The sequence below is a fragment of the Mesorhizobium sp. B4-1-4 genome (assembly GCF_006439395.2).
In the GTDB taxonomy this organism is placed as follows: domain Bacteria; phylum Pseudomonadota; class Alphaproteobacteria; order Rhizobiales; family Rhizobiaceae; genus Mesorhizobium.
Window position 1 is genome coordinate 6125999 of sequence record NZ_CP083950.1, and the last position, 22345, is coordinate 6148343.

A 22345-nucleotide genomic window follows, 5' to 3' on the forward strand; every position below is an offset into this window, starting at 1 on the left:
GATGAACCTGGAACTTAGCAGCAGCGAACGCTCCTTCCAGCATGAGGTGCGGAATTTTATCGCAGAACGGTTGCCGAGCGACATCGCTGAGAAGGTCAAGGCTGGCAAGGAGCTCAGCAAGTGCGATTTCCTGCGATGGCAGGCGATCCTGAACGAAAAGGGATGGCTGGCTGCGACTTGGCCCAAAGAATATGGCGGGACGGACTGGACGCCGGTCGAGCGGCATATCTTTGCCGAGGGATGCGCGCTCAACGGAGCACCGCGCATCCCTGCGTTTGGGCTAAACATGCTTGGCCCGGTACTGATCAAATTTGGCACCGAACAGCAAAAACGTGAAATGCTCCCCCGCATCTTGGATGGTCGTGACTGGTGGTGCCAAGGCTATTCCGAACCCGGCGCGGGGTCGGACCTTGCCAGTCTCAAGACGCGCGCAGTGCGCGACGGCAATGACTATATCGTGAATGGGCAGAAGGCCTGGACGACGCTTGGGCAGCACGCCAACAAAATCTTTTGCCTGGTGCGGACCTCGACTGAAGGCAAGCCTCAGGAAGGTATCAGCTTTGTGCTGATCTATCTCAACACGCCAGGCGTTGAGATGCGGCCGATCCGGTTGATCGATGGAAGCTGTGAGGTGAACGAAGTCTTTTTCACCGATGTCCGTGTCCCGGTCGGCAACCTGGTCGGCGAAGAAAATCAAGGTTGGACAATCGCAAAATACCTGCTCACGCACGAGCGCACGAACATTGCCGGAATCGGGTTTTCCATACGAGACCTAAGGCGCTACCACAAACTCGCAGACCAGATCGTCCGTGACGGACGCAAGTTGGCCGACAACCCCGTCTATGCCGCGCGTGCAGCAGAACTTGACGCCGAGCTTGAAGCGCTGCGGGTCACCAATCTTCGGATGCTGATCAACACCCGCGACGGGGCAGCAGGAATTACCGAAAGTTCGCTGCTTAAGCTCAAAGGCACACAAATCAGGCAGGCGTTGCAGGATCTTTATCGTTCAGCCCTTGGACCACACGCTGCGCCAATCGCCCATGATTTGTCTGAAGATGAATTAAGCGTTCCCGCCGAAGCAGCGCGGGCCGCGCCAATCTATTTCAACCATCGCAAGCTGTCGATCTTTGGCGGTTCCAATGAGATACAGCGCAACATCGTTGCTAAAGCGCTGTTTGGGAACTGAGTGCCATGGACTTCAATTATTCCGAGCACCACCAGATCCTGGCAAGCTCCCTGCGCCGCTATCTGGCGGACACTTACAGCATCGACGACCGTGGGCAGCTGGCTTATCGGGCGCCCTACCATTCGCGCGAGATTTGGGCAGGGTTGGCAAAAATGGGCATCCTCGGGGCCTTTGTGGGAGAACAGCAAGGCGGCTTTGGCGGCACCGCTCAGGATGTTTTGGTCATTTTCGAGGAACTTGGCCGCGCTTTGTGCGCCGAGCCGGTTTTGGCAAATCTGCTGTGCCTACGGCTGCTGGCCGTCTTCCCCAGCAGTGATTTGCTTGAGGCGGTGATTGCAGGGGAGACGCGAATGGCTCTGGCGGTTTGCGAACCGCAGGTCTCTTGCGATTTGACCTGCATCGAGACCACTGCCCGTCAGGTGGGAAGAAGCTGGTTCCTGAATGGGCGCAAGTCGGCGATCTATGGCGCCCCCGGTGCCGATCACTTGCTTGTCGTGGCGCGCGCCGATCAGGGACTGGGTCTCTTCCTGCTCGAAAGCCCTCAAATTATCGAAGCGGCCATGATCGACGGAGGCGGAATTGCAGAGCTTGTCATGGACGACTTGGCCGTCAAATTGATAGCAGCAGACTGTGCGAGAGAAATCGAAGACGCCTTGGACATTGGCCGCGTAGCGTTATGCGCTGAGGCGGTTGGTGCAATGACACGCCTGATCGATCTGACTGTCGATTACCTCAAGCAGCGCGAGCAGTTCGGTCGCGCGCTGGCAAGCTTCCAGGCGCTCCAGCACCGTGTCGTGGACATGATGGTGGAGTTGGAGCAGTGCCGCTCCATCACGATCGCTGCCGTCGCCAGCTACGGCACTTCGGAGCAGTCCCGCCTGGTCGCCATGGCCAAAAATCTTGTGGGGCGCATGGCGACCAAGATTGCTGAAGAGTCGATCCAACTGCACGGCGGCATCGGCATGACATGGGAATACCCAGGTTCGCATTACGCCAAACGGCTGGTGATGATTGACCACCAGCTCGGGGACCAGAACGACCATCTGCTTCGCCTGATCAAACTGAACAAGGGAGGGGCGCAAGCCACTGCGGTATGAGGATTGCTTGCGACTCCAACAGCGCTGACATCGACCTGGTGGCGATCGACCGTTCCGGAGCACGCGAGTTGGTCGGTTATCGTTCCTCATTGCCCGACTGCGATAGGGGCGCCTGCTCCCTCGATGTCGGCCCGCAGCACCTCAACCGCGTCGGGCTGCTGCACGGCGGATTCATCTCGATGTTGCTGGACAACGGCTGCGGTGTTGCCGTGCGTAACATGATCGGCAACGTCGATGCGGCGGTGGTGACCGTAACGCTGTCGGTCAATTTCATTGCAAGCGTGCGATCCGGTCGCGTCACCGCCACGGGGCGCGTCATCGGTGGCGGGCGCAGCCTGAAATTCGCCGAAGCCGAGTTGCGGCACGAGGCAGGTGAACTGCTCGCAACATGCAGCGCGGCCTTTCGTGTACTGGACCAGCGGTGAAGCACGACATTCGCGCATTTTGAGAGCAGCACGGCCGCTGCCAAGTCGTCTCACCGGCGTCCAGCTGACTTTGGGGCATCTGAAAATGCGATGGGACCGTCAAGGACATTATATTGGCGGGTCCGATGCAAACTGGCGCATAGTGGGTGGCAGGTTAAATTCGCCCTCAACGCAGCCAGCCGAACCATCGAGACAACTCAATTGCAGATCAAAGATGTCCTTCTCGCGCCTGGCAATGGCGGATTTTTCTATGACGACCAGACTGCCATCAGGGCAGGCGCGTCCCAGAATGGCTTTATCTATCTTGGCGAACCCAAGACGGCCGGGTTCGCGTCCATTCGCGTGCCGGCATCGTCGCTGAGCGTCGGCCTCGTGCTTGAGGACGGCACCGTCGTTTGGGGCGATATGATGAGTGTCCAGTACTCCGGTGCAGGCGGACGCGATCCGCTGTTTGAAACAGATCGAATGGCAGATTTGACCTCACGGGTCGTGGCGCCGCGGGCCTTCGATGTGGATGTGTCTCGGTATCTTGCCGCCTGCGCGAAAGTCTTGGAGCCCTTTGAAGAGAAGCGTCTGCCTCTCGCGCTCGAATATGGGGTCAGCCAGGCTTTGCTTCGAGCGGCGGCTCACATCCGCCGATGCACGATGGCGGAAGTTATTTGTGCTGAATTTGATCTGGCCCTGCCGACGCGCAGGGTCCCGATCTATTGCCAAAGCGGCGATGCCCGTGAAATCAACGTCGACAAAATGATCCTGAAGGCAGTGGATGTTCTTCCGCACGGCCTGATTAATTCCCGGCAGAAGTTCGGGCCAAACGGTCAGACTTTCATGGAATTCGTCCAGTGGGTTGCTGCACGTACGCGCGAGATTGGTCCTTCCGGATACCATCCGGTTCTGCATTTCGATGTGTACGGTTGGATCGGTATGGAAATCGGCCTTGAACCACAACGGATCGCCGACTTTGTCTGTCGGGTTGCTGACTCCATTCCAGCTTTCACGGTCAATATCGAGTCACCAGCGGATTTTGGTTCAACTCAGGCCCAAATCGAAAGCTATGCCCGGATCGTGTCGATCTTGAACGAACGCGGCTCCAAGGCCCGCATTGTTGTCGACGAGAGGTGCAACACGTTGGAGGATGTTCGCCTGTTTGCCGAAGCGAACGCCGCCCATCTCGTGCAAATCAAAACACCGGACGTCGGTTCAATCGCCGACACTGCCCGTGCGGTTCTTCTGTGCAAGCAAAACAGAGTAGGGGCATATGTCGGGGGAAGCTGCACAGAAACGGACCTTTCCGCTCAAGCTTCCGTCCATATAGCGGTCGCGACCCAGGCGGACATGATGCTTGCAAAGCCAGGGATGGGCGTCGACGAAGGCTTCTCCATCGTCGGGAACGAACAGAACCGGATTTTGGCGCTGCTGAACCGTGCTCGCCTCCGCAACGAAAAAGCTGGATGAAGTCGCGGTACCGCCATGCACAATTGCCTAGAAGGGATCACTGTCGTTGCCGTCGAGCAGGCCGTGGCCGCACCGTACGCATCATCTCGTCTTGCCGACGCCGGCGCCCGAGTGATCAAGGTGGAGAGGCCGGAGGGCGACTTCGCACGAAATTACGACAAGTTGGTGCGAGGACAGAGCGCCTATTTCGTTTGGCTTAACCGAGGTAAGGAATCGATATGCCTGGACCTGAGGGTGGAAGCAGATCGCGTTGTTCTGGAAACGCTCATTGCTACCGCTGATGTTTTTATCCAGAATCTCAAACCGGGCAGCATCGAGAAATTGGGTTTCGGGTCGACCGATCTGCGCCGTCGATATCCTCAATTGATCACCTGCGATATCTCTGGCTTCGGGCAAGGGGGGCCATTTTCCCATCTGAAAGCTTACGACCTGATCGTCCAGGCCGAAACCGGCTTGTGCGAAATCACCGGCACGCGCCAAGGCCCTGCACGGGTCGGGGTGTCGGTTTGTGACATTGCGGCTGGAATGACGGCTCATTCTGCCATCCTCCAGGCATTGTTCAATCGCCAGCGGACGAGCGAAGGTGCCAGCATTCAAGTTTCACTGTTCGATGCCATCGCCGACTGGATGAACGTACCGGTTCTGCAGCACGACTACAGCGCTTATCAGACGGTTCGGGCCGGCGTTAGCCATCCCTCGCTTGCTCCCTACGGTGCTTACCGTTGCGCCGACGGCAAGGATGTCATCTTTTCGGTTCAAAATGACCGGGAGTGGGTAAACTTTTGCGAGAAGTTTCTCAAGGAGCCCGAACTCACACGCACGCAAGGCTTTGCCGACAATATGGAGCGGCTCGGCAATCGTGCTCCCCTGGATGAAATCATCCAAACACGGTTTTTGGAATTGACCAGCGAAGAGGCGATGCGGGAGCTTGAGGCAGCCGGGCTCGCCTATGGCCGGCTCAACGAGATCCCGGCTGTGTCAGAGCATCCTCACCTTCGCAAGGTGCAGATTACTACTCCAGGCGGGGCTGTCGAGATGATTGCTCCCGCGGCCATTTTCAACTCCGAGAAGCCGTCGCTTCGTCCGGTGCCTGCGCTTGGCGCACATACGGCGACTGTCCGCCACGAGATTAGCTTGCGCAAGAGGGCTTAATCCGCGTGACTGCCGATGGCGGGCGGTGACTTCGGGTTGAGCACCGAGACCGCTATCGATTGGCAGCCGATTTGCCGCCACGCGAGCCGATCGTCACTCTCGCCTCTCAACTTTGATGGAAGGGGCTCGCCATGAGCGCGGATACCATCCCGGCAACTCCAGGTCCGATGCCCGTCCGACGCTGGCGGTCGCTGCTGTTTGTTCCTGCCCACATCCCACGGTTTGTCGAGACCGCTCACGATCGCGGTGCAGATGGGATCATCCTCGACCTTGAGGACGCCGTGCCCCAGGATCGTAAGCAAGAAGCACGGCGGCAACTTAGTGAGTCCGTGTCGAAAGTCGGTCGGCGTGGCGCATCGGTGTTGGTGCGTGTGAACCGAGGATTGCGCGCTCTGGCCTGTGATCTCGATGTCGCGGTGGCAGCGGGTGTCGACGCTCTGGTTCTTCCAAAGGTGGAGTCGCCGGATTGGGTGTTGGAAGTCGCGAATGCCGTGACGGAGCTTGAAGGCGAAAGAGACCTGCCCGTCGGACAGATCCGGTTCCTTTGCCAGATCGAAACGCCAGGTGCCTTGAGCAGACTTGCGGCCATCGCTTCAGCCAATCCTCGCTTGATCGCTCTAGCGCTAGGCCCGGAGGACTTCAGCGCTGCCGTCGGCGGTGTCCCGAATTTTGATCTCCTGCTTGCGCCCAACTTGGCCGTACTGTTTGCTGCCCGCGCAGCTGGATTGCTTCCTCTGGGCTTTGTCGGAAGCATCGGCGAATTTTCAGACAGTCCTAAACTCCTTGAGATCGCAATGCATTCGCGACGGCTCGGCTTTGCCGGTGCCTTGGCAATTCATCCCGCACAAGTTGCTATCCTCAACCAAGCTTTCTCGCCCGCCACAGAGGAGTTCGAATGGGCCCGGCGGGTCGTGGCGGCGCAAAAGAATGCCACAGGGCAGGGGCTGTCCGCGTTCGCAGTGGACGGCAAGATGGTCGACCCGCCCGTGATACGACGCGCCCTTGAAATACTGTCGTTCGAGCGGAGCTCTTGACCGGATCGAGGGCTTTGCAGACACAGGCGGCTTGTTTCCCATCTCGTTTCCAGATAGTCATGAAGTGACCGAGTGGGAACGCGCCTCGGCCGGGCCAACCAGATGCTGGACATCAGGCAGTTAAGATATTTCGTCGGCGTGGTCGAAGCAGGCAGCTTCACCAAGGCGGCCGCACTGCTCAATGTCGCGCAAAGCGCGTTGAGCCTGCATGTGCGCCAACTGGAGGAAGGCTTCGGCACGCAACTGCTGATCCGTGACAGGACCGGGGTCAGTGTCACAGCGTCCGGAGCAAGACTGCTGGAACGGGCGCGCAAAATTCTGAAGGAAATCCAGCTCACTGAGGCGGAATTGACCAACACTGCGGCCTCCCCTTCCGGGGAGGTGACGATCGGAATTCCGTCCGGCGCTGCTCGCGTTCTTAGCGGGCCATTGATTGAAGCAGTTAGAAGCGAATTGCCGCGCGTCTCGCTCAAAATGATAGAAGGAATGACGGGACCGCTGGAAGAGTGGATGGGTGCGGGGCGACTCAACCTGGCGATTCTCTACCGCACAGCCGATACGGTCGGACGAATGACGATTTTGGCGCGCGAAGAGTTTTGCCTGGTGGTGCCTCCAGGTGAGCCGCCCTTTGAAGACTCGATCGCTCTGTCTGACCTGCATGCGTTTCCGCTTGCTGTGCCCATGCGCAACAACAATGTCCGCCGTTCGGTCGCTGATGTCGTCGCAAATCACGGATGCGTGCTGGACGTCAGGTTTGAAGTCGATTCACTTTCAACGATCATCAATATGGTCGCGGAAGGAAAGGCGTACTCCATTCTTACCCCCTCGGCCATTCAGAAAGAAACCGCGAGCGGACAGGTCCGCACGGTAAAGATCGTCGATCCTGTGATTATCCGTTCCGTAGTGCTTGCGGTAAACCCGAAAGACGAGCGTTCTCCGGCGGTGTCAGCGGTTCGCACGATCATCTCCAATGTCGTCAAGAGATTGATTGAGAGTCACGCGTGGCCCGCTATGGCTCCGGATGGCGCTCTATAGACGCTTGGAGCGGCATTTGCCGCCAGCACTCCGCGACTGCAGCGAGACTCATCTGGATACCAGATAGTTCGTCCCAACAATCCATATTTGACCCGCCACAACTGTCCCGATGAAATGAGCGAGCGCGGTCTGTTCGACCGGCGCTACGAAAGCAATTCACCGCGTGGAGCACCCAATGTCCGAGGTCGCGAGATACCAGTTATTCATCAATGGCGCGTGGCAAGCCGCAACAGACGGAACTACTCGGCCGGTTATCAATCCGGCGACAGAAACGTTTTTTGCTTCGGTGGCCTCGGCATCGGCTTTGGATCTGGATGAGGCTCTAGCGTCGGCAGAGCGAAGCCGTGCGATGTGGTCCTCCAAGCCGGCAAAGGAGCGCGGCGAAATCCTGGTTAAAGCGGCCAGGATTCTGGCTGCGAAGGTGGAAGGCGCGGCCAGAGACTTGTCGACAGAGCAAGGCAAGACGATTGCTGAGGCCGCAGGCGAATATGCGCGCGCCATCGAAACACTGGAGTGGAATGGCACGCGCGCCGAGGAATTGACAGCCCCAGCACGATTGGGCTCGAACCGGATGATTGTGCGCGAGCCTGCTGGTGTCGTTGCAGCCTTTACCCCGTGGAACTATCCCGCCGTCCTCATCGCTCGCAAGCTTGCCCCTGCCTTGGTTGCTGGGTGTCCAGTCATTCTCAAAGGGGCGGAAGAAACGCCAAGCGCGGCTGCCCACATCGTCGAAGCGTTGCAGGAGGCGGGCATTCCGGCCGGCGTGGTCAACCTCGTATTCGGCAACCCCTCTCAGATATCAAGCCATCTGCTCAAGTCGCCGTTGGTGAGGGTTTTGACCTTCACGGGCTCGACGGCAGTCGGAAAACAGCTGGCTAAACTCGCCGCGAATAATCTTCAGCGATGTGTTCTTGAGCTCGGCGGGCATTCTCCCGTCGTCGTTTGCGAAGATGCCGATCTCGACAAGGCCATAACGGCAATCACGGCTTACAAATTCGAATGTGCCGGCCAGAGCTGCAATGCACCCAGCAGGGTTCTCGTCGCGCGGCCTTTGTATGAGGCGTTTCTATCCCGCATAATTGAGGCCGTGCGCGCGATCAAGATCGGAGCGCCCGACGACCCTGCGACCGAAATGGGTCCAATGGCAAACGCGCGACGCATAGAGGCAATGCAACAGCTAATCGAGGACGCGGTCGATCGCGGAGCCAGCATCGAGACCGGCGGGAGCCGCCTCGATCGGTCAGGTTTTTACTGGCCGCCTACGATCCTGACGCAGGTTCCCAAAGGTGCGCGAGTGCTCCATGATGAACCTTTCGGCCCCATCCTCACTGTTGCTCCGTTCGACACGATCGAGCAGGCGATCGAAGAGGCGAACGCGACCGACTATGGCTTGGCCGCTTATTTCTTCACTAACGACGACGATGCGAAACGGGCTCTGATCGGCGGCCTTTCGGCAGGGGCAATAAGCGTCAACTACCTGAAAGGGGTATCGGCAGACACTCCTTATGGCGGTATAAGGCAAAGTGGCTATGGATATGAAGGCGGTGAGCAAGGGGTACAGGCTTTTCAGAACCTGAAACTCGTCAACAGCCTTGGGCCGCTCGGATGATGTTGAGCAAAAAGAGACGGGCGATTGACGGGGCGGACATCATAACGAGTGTCGCCGACGCCCTTCAATATATCTCCTATTACCATCCTCCAGATTTCATCCGGCACCTGGCGCAAGCATACGCGCGCGAAGAAAGCCCGCCGGCAAAAAATGCGATCGGCCAAATCCTACTGAACTCCCGGATGGCAGCGTTCGGTCGGCGTCCGATCTGCCAGGATACCGGCCTTGTGGTTGTCTTTGCCAAGGTCGGCATGCAAGCTCGTATCAAATCAACGACTGGTTTCGCCGACTTGGTCAATGAGGGTGTCCGAAAAGCCTATCTCGACCCGGATAACCCGTTGCGGGCATCGATCGTCAAGGATCCCATTACCAAACGGATCAACACGCGCGACAACACGCCGGCGGTCATTCACGTCGAGCTTGTGCCAGGCCACGAGGTTGAGATCACCATTGCTGCAAAGGGCGGCGGGTCGGAAAACAAGGCGCGTTTCTCCACCCTCAATCCCAGCGCGTCAGTGGCCGACTGGGTCGTCGAGACTGTAGCCACGCTTGGCAGCGGATGGTGCCCGCCCGGCCTGATTTCCGTCGGCGTTGGCGGCAGTGCTGAAAAGGCAATGCTGCTGGCCAAGGAGGCCATGAACGAGCCGATCGACATTTCCGATCTGATTGCCAGAGGGCCATCCACTGCGGAAGAGAGCCTCCGGATCGAGCTTTACGAGCGCATAAACGCGCTTGGCATCGGCGCCCAAGGTCTTGGCGGTCTGACGACTGTCGTCGACGTCAAGGTCGCCAGCTTTCCCACCCACGCGGCCTCCAAGCCCGTGGCTCTTATTCCGCAATGTGCTGCGAACCGGCATCTGACATTCACATTGGATGGCTCCGGGCCGGTCCAGCTTCAGCCGCCCGATCTTTCTCAATGGCCTCAAATCGGGCGAGAGGACTTGGAGATTGGTAGTTTCCGTCGCGTCAACCTCGACATGCTCACCAAACAAGAGATGGCGAACTGGCGCTCCGGCGAGACACTGCTCCTGTCTGGAAAATTGCTAACCGGTCGCGACGCCGCTCACAAGCGAATGGTCGATCTGATCGATGCCGGTAAGCCACTTCCGGTCGATCTGCGGGGTCGCGTGATCTACTACGTCGGACCAGTTCGCGCCGTGCGAGACGAGGTCGTGGGACCGGCAGGCCCCACAACATCCAGCCGCATGGACGGCTTTGTCGAAAAAATTCTCGCTCAAAGCGGCCTGTTCGCGATGATTGGAAAGGCGGAAAGGGGACCGGCGGCCGTCAGCGCCATCGTGGAGCATAAAACGCCATATCTCATTGCGGTTGGAGGCGCTGCCTATTTGATATCAAAAGCGATCAAGTCGGCACGGCTCGTCGCGTTCGAGGATTTGGGGATGGAAGCCGTATACGAATTCGAGGTGCAGGACATGCCGGTGATCGTGGCTGTCGATGTTGAGGGCAACTCCATCCACGCTTCCGGTCCGCTTGAGTGGCGCAACCGCATGGCGGCCGATAGAATACGACGCGACATCGGTGTTTGAACTGCGGATTCCGACGCGAAGCCGGCCGCCATTCCGATTGAAGCCGGCCAGCATTCCGATTAAAACCCGGCCGGTATCACCGAAGTCTCTGGAAGCGTAGGCGCCGGATCATGGACTATACTCCTCACGAGCTCTGAACTATGTCTAACCCGACGAGGCGCTCAAATTTGCCAATACACCGTAAGGAAATGCCAGTGAGAGCGCTCGGGGCAGGGACCACTCTCGGCAAGAACTACGTAAGCGCCTCAAGGGCTTGGCGATGCACCTGGTGCGAACGCCAAACAATCATCTCGTTCCAATCGGGCATCTGCGGGTAGAAATTCGATTTGGACGCACGCCGTATCTCGCGGCCATGCTCGGAATCAGCCTCCTCTGGCCGATACGCAAACAACCAGTGGTCCTTGCGGAGCACTGACTTCCCCGTGTAGGTCCCAAACTCGAGGGCGATGTAGGTGTGCCGATCGCCCAAAGCACGTTCCCAAAACGCATCAATTGAACCAGGAATGACGACCGAACTCGAATTCCCCACCTCCGGCGAGGTCACGGAAGGGCCAAAAATCTTTACGGCGCGGTCGTAGCCATCTACGCCCGACGGCTGCTCACATTGTAGCTCTCCGTAGCCATAACGGCCCAGGCCGGTGTGGTAGTCGACAATGATCACCTGTTCGCGCGCCGCTACGTCAAAATCCGCCGAAATCTGCTCAAGGGTCCGTCTGGTTTTTGTGGGCTCGGTCCCCCCGTAGAACATGCCGCCCGGCCGGGTGTATTGTCCGCCTACTAAGGCTTGTTGGAAGCTGAGCTCTCCGTGGATGGATTTATAGGCTGCGATCGCAGCTTCAGCTCGCTCAATTCCGTGTTCTGAAATATCTGCGGGAACAATATGTTCAGCCAACTCCTCGTATCCAGGGTTTGGAGGAAGTGGTTTTGAAAAGTCTACAAAATTCCGATTGAGATCGCACCCCTCCACAGTCACTCGCCGATCCCAAGCGAACCCATAACTATTGAGCGCATGGATAATGAGCACGGCGGTAGACGGCGGGAGCCCCTCGTGGAGCCTAGATCGCAAAAACACAAGCTGTCCAGCGGACCCACAGTAGCCCTCCACGCCATGCGTGGCGGAAATCAGGACCAGTAAGTTCTTCGCTTTTGAATGCCCGAAGTAGGTTACGTCCGTGAAGAGTGCTTCGCCAGACGGTCCGTCTGCGCTGGACCGGTACGCGCGCGATGTCTGGGCGGCTGTCAAGAATTTCTGCCTAGCCTCCAAATAGCTGTCTGAAAAGACGATAGGAGCGATCTGCTTCGCGCTATCAAGATCCATCTTTCTCGTTCCTTTATTCACACTTGGCGAGATGGGTTTGGCTGCGCAGGCATCTCGCTTTTTAGCCTCGAACCCGCATCCCACGACCAAGGTCGCGATCTCATCAACGGAGGGGATTGTGTATAATTCGTAATGAGGTAGCGTGCCGTTGCAAGCATAGAATCTATATCGTAGTCATCTCGAATGTAGACGGAGCTGCTGACGTCCCTGAAATGTCCTCGCTTTGAGGTTAGCCTGTTGTCCGGATGAGGAGACAGGCCATGAAGCGATCGAGATTTTCCGACGACGACATCATCGGCATTTTGAAGGAGCACCAGGCGGGGCTTTCGGCGACGGAGCTTTACCGCAAATACGGTGTGAGCGATGCGACGTTCTACAAGTGGCGCTCGAAGTATGGCGGCATGGATTGGATGTATCGGAGGTGAAGCGGCTGAAGAGCCTCGAGCAGGAGAACGGCAAGCTGAAGCGTCTGCTGGCCGACGCCATGATCGACGTTTCGACCTTGCGCGAGATGCTCGGAAAAAACTTCTGACGCCCGGGTCGACGAGAACCGCCGTGACCTGGGCGATCGTGAACAAGGGCTATTCGCAGCGTCGGGCCTGCGGGCTCGTCGGCATGGAGCCGCGGGTTATCGTTATCGTTCTAGCTGGCCGGATGACCTCGACCTGCGCAAGAGGCTGAGGGCGTTGCTGCCCGTCCTTCTCGAGGCGACGGAACGGCACGGTCATTTTGACCTAGCGCCCGAAATCCGGGGCAAATTGCTGGCCATGAGCGCGGCCACGATCGACAGGACGCTGGGACCGATCCGAAAAGGCTTGGGACGCCGTCGACGACGGCCGGCGGCGCACGCTCTGCGCAGCATTCCCATTGGAACGTCGGCGGATTGGGACGATCCAGCGCCAGGCTTCGTTGAGGCCGACCTCGTCGCCCATAGCGGCCCTTTGGCTCGCGGCAGCTTCATCCAGACCCTTGTGCTCACCGACATCGCGACCGGCTGGACCGAATGTGCGTCGCTACTGGTTCGCGAACAGACGCTGTTGAGCACGGGTGCTCACAGAATTGCGCAAGCAACTGCCCTTCGCGGTTCTCGGCCTGGATACGGACAACGACACCGTCTTCATGAACGAGACGCTGAAGGCCTACTGCGACACAGCCGGCATCGTCTTTACGCGCTGCCGCCCTTAACGGCCGTGCAGCTCTCGGCGCTGCTCGAAGGGCTTGACTGGCGGCGAGTCCACGAGGCGCGCCGGACCCGCGTTCCAGCCCGGGCGGGCTGACCCGTGACCAAGTGAATCAGGCCGGGTGCCGCTGTCGCGGCTGCCGGCGAATATGATCTGATTCGCTGATGGTGACGACGGTGGACCAGCTGCCCGACGATCCGGCTGCACTGAAGGCGATGGTCTTGGAAGAAGCCGAGCAGATCGAAGCCGACAGCGAGGAAGCGGCCGAACGTGCCGACCCGCGCGAACGCAGCGAGCGCACCGCAAAGCGCCGAGCCAACCGGGACTCGCTGCCCGTGCATCTGCCACGCATCGAGACGATCGTCGACATCGACGACCACGCCTGTCCCTGCTGCCGCAACGACCTGCACCGGATCGGCGAAGACGTCAGCGAGCGGCTCGATATCCCGCCGGCGCAACTGCGGGTGATCGTGGTGCGCCGGCCCAAATATGCCTCACATGGGGATTACCTCGTCAGTGTGATCCTCCTTCTTCGCAGTTTCGGCATCCAAGGTCTGAGCCCAATCACGTGACGCGGCCCGGTTGCTCCGGGGCCCGCGCGGCTGATCGAGGGCGGTCTGCCAACCGAGGCCACGGTCGCCTAGGCACTGGTGTCCAAATATGCCGACACCTGCCGCTCTATCGCCAGGCCGTCGAAGCTGTGGGGTCCCCGAGCGATCTCGTTACCAGATGACAACAATATGCAAACTGCATTTGACGTAAATCACAGGTCAGCTGATCCTAAAGTGGTGCATCGGTGTCTGTGAGACTTAAACCGAGGCGCGTACCGTTCTCTGAAAACTTTTGAACCGTCGATGCCACATGCTAACTAACTTAGGTGATTCATGGCCATGACTTTCTCGCCGATTCCGCTGACCGGCGCACCATTCCCAAAATCGGAATATGAGCGCAGGCACAAAAAGGTGTTTGACGCGATGGAACGCGCCGGTCTAGACGCGCTTTTAGTCACTGCCCATGGGCATCTCCGGTATCTCACCGGATACGATGGAATGGGTGGATATTTCATGCCATTCCCGTTGATCCTCGCACCGGGTCGCGCGCCGACATACGTTGTCAGGGAATACGAGGTGAATGGCGTTCGCGCGGAAAGCTGCGTCGAAGAGATTGTTGGCTATACCCAGCAGCAGGACTTTGCCAAAGTATGCTCAGATGTTCTTCGGCAGTATGGACTGGAAAGCCGGAAGGTTGGCTTCGAACTTGGCTGCTGGAATCTCGCGCCCGCCGATGTTAGTGCGCTTCAGGCTCAACTTCCAAATATGAAGGTTGCCGATGCCAGTCGTTTGGTCGCGTCGGTAGCGGCCGTGAAAAACGAACTGGAGATCAAGGCTATGCGCGATGCGATGACCATGACCGACCTCGCTGTACGCACGTTTCAGGCGTCTATTCGGGGTGGCGTCACCGAAGCGGAGGCGGCCGCGGCTATCTACGGTGAGGTTAGAAAAGCTGGTGGCGACGATGTCAGAATGGTTTCTTTGGGGTTCGGCGATCGAAACAAACTGCCACACGGCAAACCTCTGCGCCATCCGATCAAGAACAACGAGCCTGCCATGATAGAAGTCGGCGGTACGAAGCTGGCCTACGCCGCTGGACTGGTGCGGTGCGCTGTGCTTGGTCGGCATGCTGAGACCGAATCTCTACACGCTCTGTCGGAGGAGGCTCTAGAAGCGGCGATCGCTGCGATCAAACCGGGCGTGACCGCTGGTATGGTGGATGCCGCAGGGCGTAAGGTCATCGAGCGCTCCGGGCGCCCGCAGGTCTTTCGCCATCGGGCCGGATATCAAATCGGCATCAATTGGGGAGAACGTGGTAACCTGAGCTTGGAGCCTGACGCGACTGACGTTCTTGAGGCTGGTATGACGTTGCACATGCCGTTCATTCTGTTCAGTGAAAGCGGTTACTTGTTTGGGTCCAGCGAAAATGTCCTTGTGACTGAGCGTGGTGCGGAAATACTGAGCCAGACACCACATACGCTTTACCGGGCATGATGGCCTACAAGCATTAGACTTCCCAAAAAGATGATGAATTCGCCACGCATTATAATAGGATAATAGGTGCTTTCGTGGCGAATTCGCACATTTGGGCATCTGCTGACCATCCGAGTAAATATCGAGGACGCCGTCCATGTCATCCCAAACCCCACGATCTCTCGGTGTTCTAGCCCTCGATCAAGGGCGGCCGCCCAGTCCCGGGCGGCCTGAGGCGCCGGACCCGGACCAGAATCCGGCCAGCGTTGATTTTCAAATCATCACGGAAACTGTAGCAGGAGCTTGGGCCGAAAGAGTTGTCCGTGGAGATCCAGCACTTGAGCCTGCCTACATTGCCGCTGCTCGGCGCCTGGTCGAGCGAGGAGCTGTTGCAGTAAGTTCGAACTGCGGCTTCACCATCCGTCATCAAGCGGCTGTGGCCGCATCGGTAGACGTGCCTGTGGCGTTGTCGAGCCTGCTCCTCCTCCCCGCGCTGATCCGCCAGTTGCCGCCGTCGGCCAAGATCGCGGTCCTGACCTACGACTCCACGCATTGCGGCGACGATCTACTCGGGATTGATGACCCGGCAGAGAGGGAAAGAGTTGTAGTTGGTGGCATTGAAGGCAGTAAGTATTGGCATGATGAATTGAAGCATCCGGCGCCGCCGACTGATGTCGACGCGATGGAAATGGATGTCGGCGCTTGCATCGCGCGACTGAGAACCGCGCATCCAGCGATTGCCGCGATCCTGTTCGAATGCGCGGGATTCCCATTGGTTGCGCCAGCGATCCGTCGCCGCACTAAGTTGCCAGTTTATGACATCATTGGGGTCCGTCGGATGATAATGGCGTCGGTGGGCTGAGAGCAGAGTCGCTCGCCAGAGAGGAAGGCACGCTATCGAGTCGACCGTGAACAATGAGACGGCTCAAACCCGGCGTTGTTTTGGGCGGCACTGGAAGGTGGCGAGGAGAAAGGCCAAAAGAAACCTGAACCAGTTGAGCAGAAGCGAGAAGTTGTAGCCAGCGGCGGCCAGGATGGCATTGATGGCGTCGCCGTGCTGGCCCGCGAGGTAGTTTCGGCCATGCGATGCTCGTTCTTGATATGGCCGATGACGGGTTCGACCGCCGATCTGCGGCGCATCTGGGGTTTGATGGCACGTGTGACGCGGCGCTTCTGGCCAGCGGTGAAGACCCTGAACTTGTGGCTGTCTGGGGCGTTGTGACCGCGATATCCGGCATCAGCGAGAATGCGGCTGATCTCGTTGCCGATGGTCTTTTCCATGTCTGCGGTTGCCGGGCAGAGATTTGGCATGCAGGGCGAACTGGCCACCCTTCGAGCGCTGCAGCGTGGTGGCGATCGGAAGACCGGGATCTTGTGATGCGATCGGTGTGCGGTGACCCGCTCCCGTGTCCATGCCCGGTCACTAGGCCGTTGCGGTTGAGAATGCCGGCGATCAGATCATCGCCGGCCAGTTGCCGGATGGCTGCGATGATATCACCAGAGGTACTGTTGCGCTGTCCACGCCGGCGCTTCGGCAGGCGCAGCTCGGTATGGCCGCCGCCAATCCAGTGGATCAGCAGCTCGATCTCGGAGGCTTTATCGTCGACATCGGCGACCTCTTCCTGAATGACGGTGCAAACGATGCGCTTCTTGAGCCTGGCGTCCGTCGTTGGCGCCGACCAGATAGCCTGAAGGTCTGTGGCCAACGCCGTGATGCCCGTTGCCAACACAGGGGATGGCCTCGGCGTCGCGGCATCATGCGCTGCGATCTTGCTCTCGATCTCACCGACACGGATGAGTGCCTGGTTCCAACGCGCTTCCAGGTCCGCCGCGACCAGCCGGTTCTCGGGATCGGCCGCGTCGTATTGCCGGAAGACCCGGTCGGCAGCGTAGCGGGCAGCCTCAAGATCCCGACTTAGGGCGTCCCGGACCTGGTCACGACGATTGGCAGCTTGCGCCTCAGCTTCGGCAGCGGCAGCAATCGCTCCCGGCTCACCGACTCGCAGGAGCGCTTCCTCATCGCATCATCGGCGCGCAGTCCGCCAAAAGCGATGCATCGCGGCTCGCCATTGTCGAGCAGACCCCGCCAGTAGGAATAGCGCGGAATGTTGTGCTTGATGCCAGTGTACCGCACCGTGAGCTTGCGGCCGCAGCGCCGGCAGCGGACAAGCCCGGCGAGCAGAGCCTCGCCATGCTTGGGCGCCCCGTGATGTCGGCTCGTGGGCACGTTGTCGCTCACCATCTTGCGGATCGCCTCTGCCCTTTCCCAGCTGACATAGCCCTCATGGCTGTCCGGGATCAGCGCCAGCCATTCCTCGCGCGTCCTGCGTCGGATACCTGCTCGAACGGCGGATCGCCCAATCCCGGCGCGACACGAGTCTTACCATAGGCGTAGGTGCCGCCGTAGATCGGGTTCTCGATCATCCGGTGGATGGTCGCATAGCTCGGCCTGCGCCAGACCACTTCGCCATTGTTGCGCTTGGCGGGCAAATCCAGCCCATACTCGAGAAACCACATCAAGGCCTGATGGGCGCTGCCGAGCTCAGCAACCTTGTCGAACACCAGGGTAATGGATTCCTGCACACGCCGATCAGGTTCCTTCTCAAGCCGACCTTCACGAAGCCGACAGGGGCTGCGACGACGAGTTCGCCGCGGCGGGCCTTCTCGTAGCGGGCCGACAGCGAACGCTGGCGCAGAAGATCGAGTTCATACTCGTTGAGACTGCCCTTCAATCCCAGCAGCAGCCGATCATTGCCCTGACGCTGCGCATAGACCGTCTCCTGGTCGATCAGCACGGTATCGACGACACGACACATCTCGATAAGCTGCTGCCAGTCGCGGCTGTTGCGGGCAAACCGCGACACCTCCCGTGCCGCAACCGCCCCGACCCTGCCGAGACAGACCTCAGCGACCATCCGATCGAAGCCGGCGCGTACGACGCCGCCGGCGGCGGAACGGCCGGGATCGTCATCGATCGTCTCTACGCGAGACCAGCCAAGGGCCGTCAGGCGGTCGCACATCGCATATTGAAGCATGCTGCTCTCACGATTGTGCAGGACCTGATGGGCTGACGACTGCCGCACATACAGGATCGCTTTGCGCTCCAGATGATGCGGCCTGATCTTCTCATGCATCATGATCCGCGCCGTCCCGTTGCCCGGCATGATCGCCGCCGACGTGGTCGAGGATCAGCCGCCGGCGTGTCTCTTCCGGCAGTGCTTGCCACGCCGGCACACGAGCCGTCTTTGCAACTGGCGGATTGGAGAACAGATCGAACTGGTGTGTCGTTGACTTGCGCAGCATGGACATCCCCCCGATTCGTGTCGTGAGAGTTCAATGCTGCGCTCATTCCCTGCTATTGCGAGGAAGTGCGGGTATCTTGCAGAAGCGTCGCCAAGGCGCCAAGCACGGCGAGATCAATCCTTGGGGCAGGTCGTGATGCGCCAGCTCGCGCTGACCACCCGATCGAACATCCACGCCGGAACCTCCAACCATCGGTCCGACACCCGGCCGGAAAGGCTACAGCGGAAAACCGCTGCATCACCCTTCTCGATTACTTCATGGATATGGACCTGCCGCGCGGTCCAAGGATGCCACGGATGAAGAACTTCGCGCTCAACACCAGTCCCGTGGGCGTTCCGTCGTCGAGTTGTACCGCGCGGCCGCACTCCCAAATCGCCTGGCAGACACCGGCCGAGTTCGTCACCACCTTCAATCCGCGACGGTCGCTCGCGCTGCGCTATGCCAAAGGCTCCGCGCCAGCGACCGTCGCTTCACCCGCCCAGCAAGGCACAACCCACGCCGGAAACGAACTCAAAACTGGATAGAAACTGGGGCAACGTCAGGCGCTGGGCTAAAGATCAGCACGGCCTTAGCAGTGTCGGCAATCGAGGCGACGTCGAGGATCTTGGTCTGGATTAGATGGGCCACTTTTACCGCGGCGAAAAGCCGGATTTCATCGAAAATCTTGCAACGCCTCGTCGACTATGACTCGGGCATTTAGCGCCACGTGCGTTGCAGGGGCTCGCTAACTTGGATACATCTCGCGACTAGATGGCAATGATGCGCATAATGTATTTGACGTACGCTGCCCGGCGGCCAATCATCACTCGACTAAAGATGCCTGAAGGCGACGAAACTGAATTTGGAATTGCACAAATGCACAGCGTTGAGACTTTTCGGAACTTGCACGGCGAGGCAACTGAGTGGCGCCGCTACCTGCACCAGCATCCTGAACTCGACTATCGCCTTCACAACACAGCGAGATTCGTGACGGAGAAGCTGGCGTCGTTCGGGATCAATCATATCGAAACAGGCATCGCTGAAACCGGTATCGTCGCTACAATTCAGGGAGAGGGTGGAGACGGGCCGACGATTGGACTGAGGGCTGACATGGATGCCCTACCGATAGTTGAGGCGTCAAATAAACCATGGTCCTCGACAACACCCGGAAATATGCATGCATGCGGCCATGACGGCCATACGGCTATGCTGCTGGGTGCTGCGAAACACCTTGCCAGTACACGTAACTTCAAGGGCTCGGTTGCATTGATCTTTCAGCCTGCGGAAGAAGGAGCGCTGGGCGGTCAGAGGATGGTCCAGGAAGGAATTATGGAGCGCTTCGGCATCGCGCAGGTCTTTGGCATGCACAATGCGCCGGGCATGGAGATCGGGAAGTTCGGAATCTGCGATGGACCAATCATGGCCGCGCTTGACGAGTTTGACATCATTGTGAAGGGCAGGGGCGGCCATGCGGCCGCGCCGCATCGAACTGTCGACCCGGTTGTCATTGCAGCTCAGATTATTTTAGGCCTGCAAACGTTGGTCTCGCGCAACACTGATCCGCTCGAGTCGCTGGTGATTTCCGTGACTAAGTTAACTGCCGCTCAGGCCTACAACATCATTCCACAGCAGGTTGAAATGGCCGGCACGGTCAGGACCCTCGTGCCCGGTTTAAGGGACTTCGCGGAACGGCAGATTCTGGCATCCGCCAAGGGAATTGCGACCGGATTTGGTGCGGATATAGAGTTGAAATATCGTCGACATGATCCCGTTACCTTCAACCATACGGAGGGAACCAATTTGGCGATTACGGCGGCGCGCAATCTCGTAGGGCCCGAGTCGGTGAACGACAAGATCAAGCCGCGGATGGGCTCAGAGGATTTCGCTTACATGCTTGAGGCGCGGCCCGGTGCTTTCATTTTCCTTGGTAATGGGCCGACCGCTGGCCTGCACCACCCCGCGTACGATTTCAACGACGACGCTTTGCCTTATGGCATCGGTTATTGGGTGAACTTGGTTGAGACGGTTTTGGCTGCGTAATTTAAACGATCGTAGGGGAGTGTCACGTGTTGAGTTCTTCAGCGGGATGCAAGGGATTGCTCAGTCGCTGATATCCGTTAGGTAAGTCATTCTCGATAGCTGTGCGGACTGCGATGGGATTCTTATGCTTGGATCAATTTTCACGTGCGGTCGTCTGGCTTGGGGCGATCGACCGCTGTCCGAATACTGAAGAGACTGCGCAAAATGAACTATTCTCAGGTAGCCGTGGAGCGCCGCGGTAGCGTTGCTTGGCTCTTTCGCAACCGTCCTGAGGCCCGCAATGCCGAGAGTATGCAACTTTTGGACGAGCTCAATCATGCGTTAGACGAGGCCGTGCATGATGACGGCGTGCGCGTGATCGTAATAGGCGGCAAGGGCGATCATTTTTCAGCTGGCCATGACCTCAAGGGAGCGCAGGACAAGCGTGCTGCATTCAGTGTTGAAGAACGCTTCGCCTATGAGGAGCGCCGCTATCTCGGTTATGGGATGCGCATCTGGGACCTAGTCGCTGGCGCCGATCGTGTGGGCGCTTCTTCGTGCCAGCGGTGGTGGGCGCGCGCCGTAATCTATGGGAAGCGTCGACGGAGCAGCGGAACCGGAAAGCCACCCCAGACCGGCATTATAGAGGCCGTGCTGCGAGCAAACATGTGAGGCTGAGTGTCGGTGACCAGCTCGATGTCGAGAGATTCTGGGTGTGTAGGCCGGACGCAATAGCGAAGCTGATTTCGAAACTGAGTTTGTTCGGTCGACGACCCGGCTGTGGCAGGGCCGGCCATCTCAAAACGCGATGGTCGCGAGCCGGACAATATATTGGAAACCCGCAGGAAAACCAACTACGCGCAGTCTCACAGACATTTGGCGAGCCGGCAAGGGTCGACAAAGCGTTGGTCACGTCGTTGCGGATGAGACCTTTTTATGCTGAATGCAAACGGTCCTGAAGCTCACCCGTTGCATCGCAGGATCTACTCAAACACCGCCGCTCCTCCCAAGGCGGACTGCACCGGCGGGCGGCGAATGCGCTGCTCGCCGGCGCCCATCGCCCAGCTCCGGTGCCACCTACGCGGTGCCCGCCGCTCAAGAGCCGGTTAGTAGCGGACCGAAATCGACGCGCATGCTGCGTTAGATCATTGGGCCAGGGTGACAAGGCGCATGGGGGTTGCATCAATAATCGTCCCACCTCTGCCGGAGCGCCGCGTTCATGAAGATCCTTTGCAAGGGCATGCTGCCTCGTTTATGCTTTGTTCTTTTCGTTAGATGTTACTCATATACAATTTGGATGTCCGGTAACCGGGCGGCGGCATAGCTGCCACACAATTCCTCATGCTCCCCAGGGCAAGGGCAATCGAGCAGGTCGCGCACGCAAGGCATGCAAGTTTGATTAACCGTTCCTGAGACATTACTGTCACAAGCGACCGGCCGCGACGCCTGGGAAAAACGCACCTATCCCAAAACCGGCCATCAGAACACCATGGGCCAACAGACCACCATTCGGGTGATCACGAACGACCAAAGGCAGCAGCGCGAGAATGCGATGCCTGCTAGACCGAGAAGGGCTCTGCGTGCAATCGCTGCCTTGATTTCGGCAGACATCGCCCTCAAGCGCACGCCGTCATAGATCGCCGTGGTCATCTGTTCGCGCGGCAAGGCTGAGGATGGAACGGTCCATTTAGACCGCCAAATGACACCACAGCACCACATAGCTGAGTGTGCTCAGGACGAGAGCGATCAAGGGCCTGAAGGGGGCAACGATGCCGCCGCGCGCCGACCCACGCTCCGAACAGTATTGAAGCCGAAGTTGATAAGGATGACGGCAGCTGGAAGATCGCCCTTTCCACGATATCGCCGATAGCCGCCTGCCACGGGGGCTGACACCGAGGATGATTGCCACGGGTCGGCAAGCCCAATCGCTATGAGAACTGTCAGTGTAAGTGATGCCACTGCGATCAGTGAACGGGGCAGC

The 22345-nt window shown here is 58.8% G+C and carries 20 protein-coding genes and 5 pseudogenes; 18 read left to right on the plus strand and 7 right to left on the minus strand.

The annotated features are described in order from the left end of the window. Window position 1: 1 nt before the first annotated feature. From FJW03_RS29295 to FJW03_RS29335, 9 genes are all read left to right on the plus strand, one after another. Window positions 2–1186 carry an acyl-CoA dehydrogenase family protein gene (locus tag FJW03_RS29295; RefSeq protein ID WP_140766184.1) on the plus strand — a complete coding sequence of 395 codons (1185 nt, stop codon included), beginning with the start codon at window positions 2–4 and terminating at the stop codon, window positions 1184–1186. 5 nt (window positions 1187–1191) lie between these two features. Next, window positions 1192–2283 carry an acyl-CoA dehydrogenase family protein gene (locus FJW03_RS29300; RefSeq protein ID WP_140766183.1) on the plus strand — a complete coding sequence of 364 codons (1092 nt, stop codon included), beginning with the start codon at window positions 1192–1194 and terminating at the stop codon, window positions 2281–2283. A gap of 38 nt (window positions 2284–2321) precedes the next feature. Further along, window positions 2322–2708, plus strand: coding sequence for a PaaI family thioesterase (locus tag FJW03_RS29305; protein WP_181173309.1), 387 nt, complete (start codon window positions 2322–2324; stop codon window positions 2706–2708). A 201-nt stretch (window positions 2709–2909) separates the two neighbouring features. After that, complete coding sequence (locus FJW03_RS29310) at window positions 2910–4163, plus strand: methylaspartate ammonia-lyase (RefSeq protein WP_140766181.1); 1254 nt, start codon at window positions 2910–2912, stop codon at window positions 4161–4163. Between the two features lie 15 nt (window positions 4164–4178). Further along, the gene (locus FJW03_RS29315) at window positions 4179–5315 is read left to right on the plus strand and encodes a CaiB/BaiF CoA transferase family protein (RefSeq protein ID WP_140766180.1); all 1137 of its coding nucleotides are present in this window, start codon (window positions 4179–4181) and stop codon (window positions 5313–5315) included. A 131-nt stretch (window positions 5316–5446) separates the two neighbouring features. Further along, the gene (locus tag FJW03_RS29320) at window positions 5447–6349 is read left to right on the plus strand and encodes an HpcH/HpaI aldolase/citrate lyase family protein (protein ID WP_140766179.1); all 903 of its coding nucleotides are present in this window, start codon (window positions 5447–5449) and stop codon (window positions 6347–6349) included. Between the two features lie 105 nt (window positions 6350–6454). Next, a complete protein-coding gene (locus FJW03_RS29325) occupies window positions 6455–7384 on the plus strand; it encodes a LysR family transcriptional regulator (protein WP_140766222.1) in 930 nt (309 codons plus the stop codon). Window positions 7385–7559: 175 nt separating this feature from the next. Further along, complete coding sequence (locus FJW03_RS29330) at window positions 7560–8993, plus strand: NAD-dependent succinate-semialdehyde dehydrogenase (protein WP_140766178.1); 1434 nt, start codon at window positions 7560–7562, stop codon at window positions 8991–8993. Further along, window positions 8990–10540, plus strand: a complete 1551-nt coding sequence (locus FJW03_RS29335) for a fumarate hydratase (protein ID WP_140766177.1) — start codon at window positions 8990–8992, stop codon at window positions 10538–10540. The genes FJW03_RS29330 and FJW03_RS29335 overlap by 4 nt, the downstream gene beginning before the upstream one ends. 232 nt (window positions 10541–10772) lie before the next feature. Here the strand turns inward: FJW03_RS29335 and FJW03_RS29340 are convergent, their stop codons facing one another. Beyond that, on the minus strand, window positions 10773–11858 hold the full coding sequence (locus FJW03_RS29340) for a DUF2817 domain-containing protein (protein WP_140766176.1): 1086 nt from the start codon (window positions 11856–11858) through the stop codon (window positions 10773–10775). A gap of 260 nt (window positions 11859–12118) precedes the next feature. On the opposite strand from FJW03_RS29340, the pseudogene FJW03_RS29345 reads away from it, so the two are divergent. From FJW03_RS29345 to FJW03_RS29365, 5 genes and pseudogenes are all read left to right on the plus strand, one after another. Continuing rightward, window positions 12119–12539, plus strand: a pseudogene (locus FJW03_RS29345) (transposase); the annotation flags it as partial. Continuing rightward, window positions 12530–13040 (plus strand): annotated as a pseudogene (locus FJW03_RS30445) (ISNCY family transposase); the annotation flags it as partial. The pseudogenes FJW03_RS29345 and FJW03_RS30445, both read left to right, overlap by 10 nt. 163 nt (window positions 13041–13203) lie before the next feature. Next, window positions 13204–13680: pseudogene (locus tag FJW03_RS29355) on the plus strand (IS66 family transposase zinc-finger binding domain-containing protein); the annotation flags it as partial. A 243-nt stretch (window positions 13681–13923) separates the two neighbouring features. Beyond that, the gene (locus FJW03_RS29360; protein ID WP_140766174.1) at window positions 13924–15084 is read left to right on the plus strand and encodes a M24 family metallopeptidase; all 1161 of its coding nucleotides are present in this window, start codon (window positions 13924–13926) and stop codon (window positions 15082–15084) included. A gap of 136 nt (window positions 15085–15220) precedes the next feature. Beyond that, on the plus strand, window positions 15221–15925 hold the full coding sequence (locus FJW03_RS29365) for a hypothetical protein (protein WP_226890501.1): 705 nt from the start codon (window positions 15221–15223) through the stop codon (window positions 15923–15925). A 63-nt stretch (window positions 15926–15988) separates the two neighbouring features. On the opposite strand, the pseudogene FJW03_RS29370 reads toward FJW03_RS29365, so the two are convergent. After that, window positions 15989–16420 (minus strand): annotated as a pseudogene (locus FJW03_RS29370) (transposase); the annotation flags it as partial. Window positions 16421–16613: 193 nt separating this feature from the next. Between FJW03_RS29370 and FJW03_RS29375 the strand changes: the two are divergent. Further along, window positions 16614–16982: a hypothetical protein gene (locus FJW03_RS29375; RefSeq protein WP_226890502.1), complete on the plus strand. Its 369-nt coding sequence runs from the start codon at window positions 16614–16616 to the stop codon at window positions 16980–16982. Here FJW03_RS29375 and FJW03_RS29380 read toward each other — a convergent pair. From FJW03_RS29380 to FJW03_RS29395, 4 genes are read right to left on the minus strand one after another with little or no spacing between them, the layout of a single operon-like run. Next, a complete protein-coding gene (locus tag FJW03_RS29380) occupies window positions 16979–17305 on the minus strand; it encodes a zinc ribbon domain-containing protein (RefSeq protein ID WP_226890503.1) in 327 nt (108 codons plus the stop codon). The two genes, FJW03_RS29375 and FJW03_RS29380, sit on opposite strands and share 4 nt — an antisense overlap. A 56-nt stretch (window positions 17306–17361) precedes the next feature. Then, window positions 17362–17625: a recombinase family protein gene (locus tag FJW03_RS29385; RefSeq protein ID WP_264296502.1), complete on the minus strand. Its 264-nt coding sequence runs from the start codon at window positions 17623–17625 to the stop codon at window positions 17362–17364. After that, entirely contained in the window at window positions 17580–18200 is a 621-nt protein-coding gene (locus tag FJW03_RS29390) for a recombinase family protein (RefSeq protein ID WP_226890505.1), read from the minus strand. The genes FJW03_RS29385 and FJW03_RS29390 overlap by 46 nt, the downstream gene beginning before the upstream one ends. After that, on the minus strand, window positions 18190–18372 hold the full coding sequence (locus FJW03_RS29395; protein WP_140766173.1) for a hypothetical protein: 183 nt from the start codon (window positions 18370–18372) through the stop codon (window positions 18190–18192). Before FJW03_RS29395 ends, FJW03_RS29390 begins: the two co-directional genes overlap by 11 nt. Before the next feature lie 290 nt (window positions 18373–18662). Between FJW03_RS29395 and FJW03_RS29400 the strand changes: the two genes are divergently transcribed. The 3 genes from FJW03_RS29400 to FJW03_RS29410 all read left to right on the plus strand — a co-directional run bounded on the left by FJW03_RS29400 (window position 18663) and on the right by FJW03_RS29410 (window position 21036). Then, window positions 18663–18890 carry a hypothetical protein gene (locus FJW03_RS29400; RefSeq protein ID WP_140766172.1) on the plus strand — a complete coding sequence of 76 codons (228 nt, stop codon included), beginning with the start codon at window positions 18663–18665 and terminating at the stop codon, window positions 18888–18890. A gap of 331 nt (window positions 18891–19221) precedes the next feature. Further along, entirely contained in the window at window positions 19222–20385 is a 1164-nt protein-coding gene (locus FJW03_RS29405) for a M20 aminoacylase family protein (RefSeq protein ID WP_140766220.1), read from the plus strand. 204 nt (window positions 20386–20589) lie between these two features. After that, a complete protein-coding gene (locus tag FJW03_RS29410; protein WP_140766171.1) occupies window positions 20590–21036 on the plus strand; it encodes an enoyl-CoA hydratase-related protein in 447 nt (148 codons plus the stop codon). 751 nt (window positions 21037–21787) lie between these two features. Here FJW03_RS29410 and FJW03_RS30450 read toward each other — a convergent pair. Next, window positions 21788–22083, minus strand: a pseudogene (locus FJW03_RS30450) (MFS transporter). Window positions 22084–22345 lie beyond the last annotated feature (262 nt).

Bases quoted from the DNA above. Each gene is read 5' to 3' on its own strand.
- FJW03_RS29295 (WP_140766184.1), top strand. From the start codon at position 2: ATGAACCTGGAACTTAGCAGCAGCGAACGCTCCTTCCAGCATGAGGTG.
- FJW03_RS29320 (WP_140766179.1), top strand. From the start codon at position 5,447: ATGAGCGCGGATACCATCCCGGCAACTCCAGGTCCGATGCCCGTCCGA.
- FJW03_RS29405 (WP_140766220.1), top strand. From the start codon at position 19,222: ATGCACAGCGTTGAGACTTTTCGGAACTTGCACGGCGAGGCAACTGAG.
- FJW03_RS29330 (WP_140766178.1), top strand. From the start codon at position 7,560: ATGTCCGAGGTCGCGAGATACCAGTTATTCATCAATGGCGCGTGGCAA.
- FJW03_RS29410 (WP_140766171.1), top strand. From the start codon at position 20,590: ATGAACTATTCTCAGGTAGCCGTGGAGCGCCGCGGTAGCGTTGCTTGG.
- FJW03_RS29300 (WP_140766183.1), top strand. From the start codon at position 1,192: ATGGACTTCAATTATTCCGAGCACCACCAGATCCTGGCAAGCTCCCTG.
- FJW03_RS29390 (WP_226890505.1), bottom strand. From the start codon at position 18,200: ATGATGCATGAGAAGATCAGGCCGCATCATCTGGAGCGCAAAGCGATC.
- FJW03_RS29375 (WP_226890502.1), top strand. From the start codon at position 16,614: ATGGCCGCCGCCAATCCAGTGGATCAGCAGCTCGATCTCGGAGGCTTT.
- FJW03_RS29360 (WP_140766174.1), top strand. From the start codon at position 13,924: ATGGCCATGACTTTCTCGCCGATTCCGCTGACCGGCGCACCATTCCCA.
- FJW03_RS29365 (WP_226890501.1), top strand. From the start codon at position 15,221: ATGTCATCCCAAACCCCACGATCTCTCGGTGTTCTAGCCCTCGATCAA.
- FJW03_RS29315 (WP_140766180.1), top strand. From the start codon at position 4,179: ATGCACAATTGCCTAGAAGGGATCACTGTCGTTGCCGTCGAGCAGGCC.
- FJW03_RS29335 (WP_140766177.1), top strand. From the start codon at position 8,990: ATGATGTTGAGCAAAAAGAGACGGGCGATTGACGGGGCGGACATCATA.
- FJW03_RS29340 (WP_140766176.1), bottom strand. From the start codon at position 11,858: ATGGATCTTGATAGCGCGAAGCAGATCGCTCCTATCGTCTTTTCAGAC.
- FJW03_RS29395 (WP_140766173.1), bottom strand. From the start codon at position 18,372: ATGTCCATGCTGCGCAAGTCAACGACACACCAGTTCGATCTGTTCTCC.
- FJW03_RS29380 (WP_226890503.1), bottom strand. From the start codon at position 17,305: ATGGTGAGCGACAACGTGCCCACGAGCCGACATCACGGGGCGCCCAAG.
- FJW03_RS29400 (WP_140766172.1), top strand. From the start codon at position 18,663: ATGAAGAACTTCGCGCTCAACACCAGTCCCGTGGGCGTTCCGTCGTCG.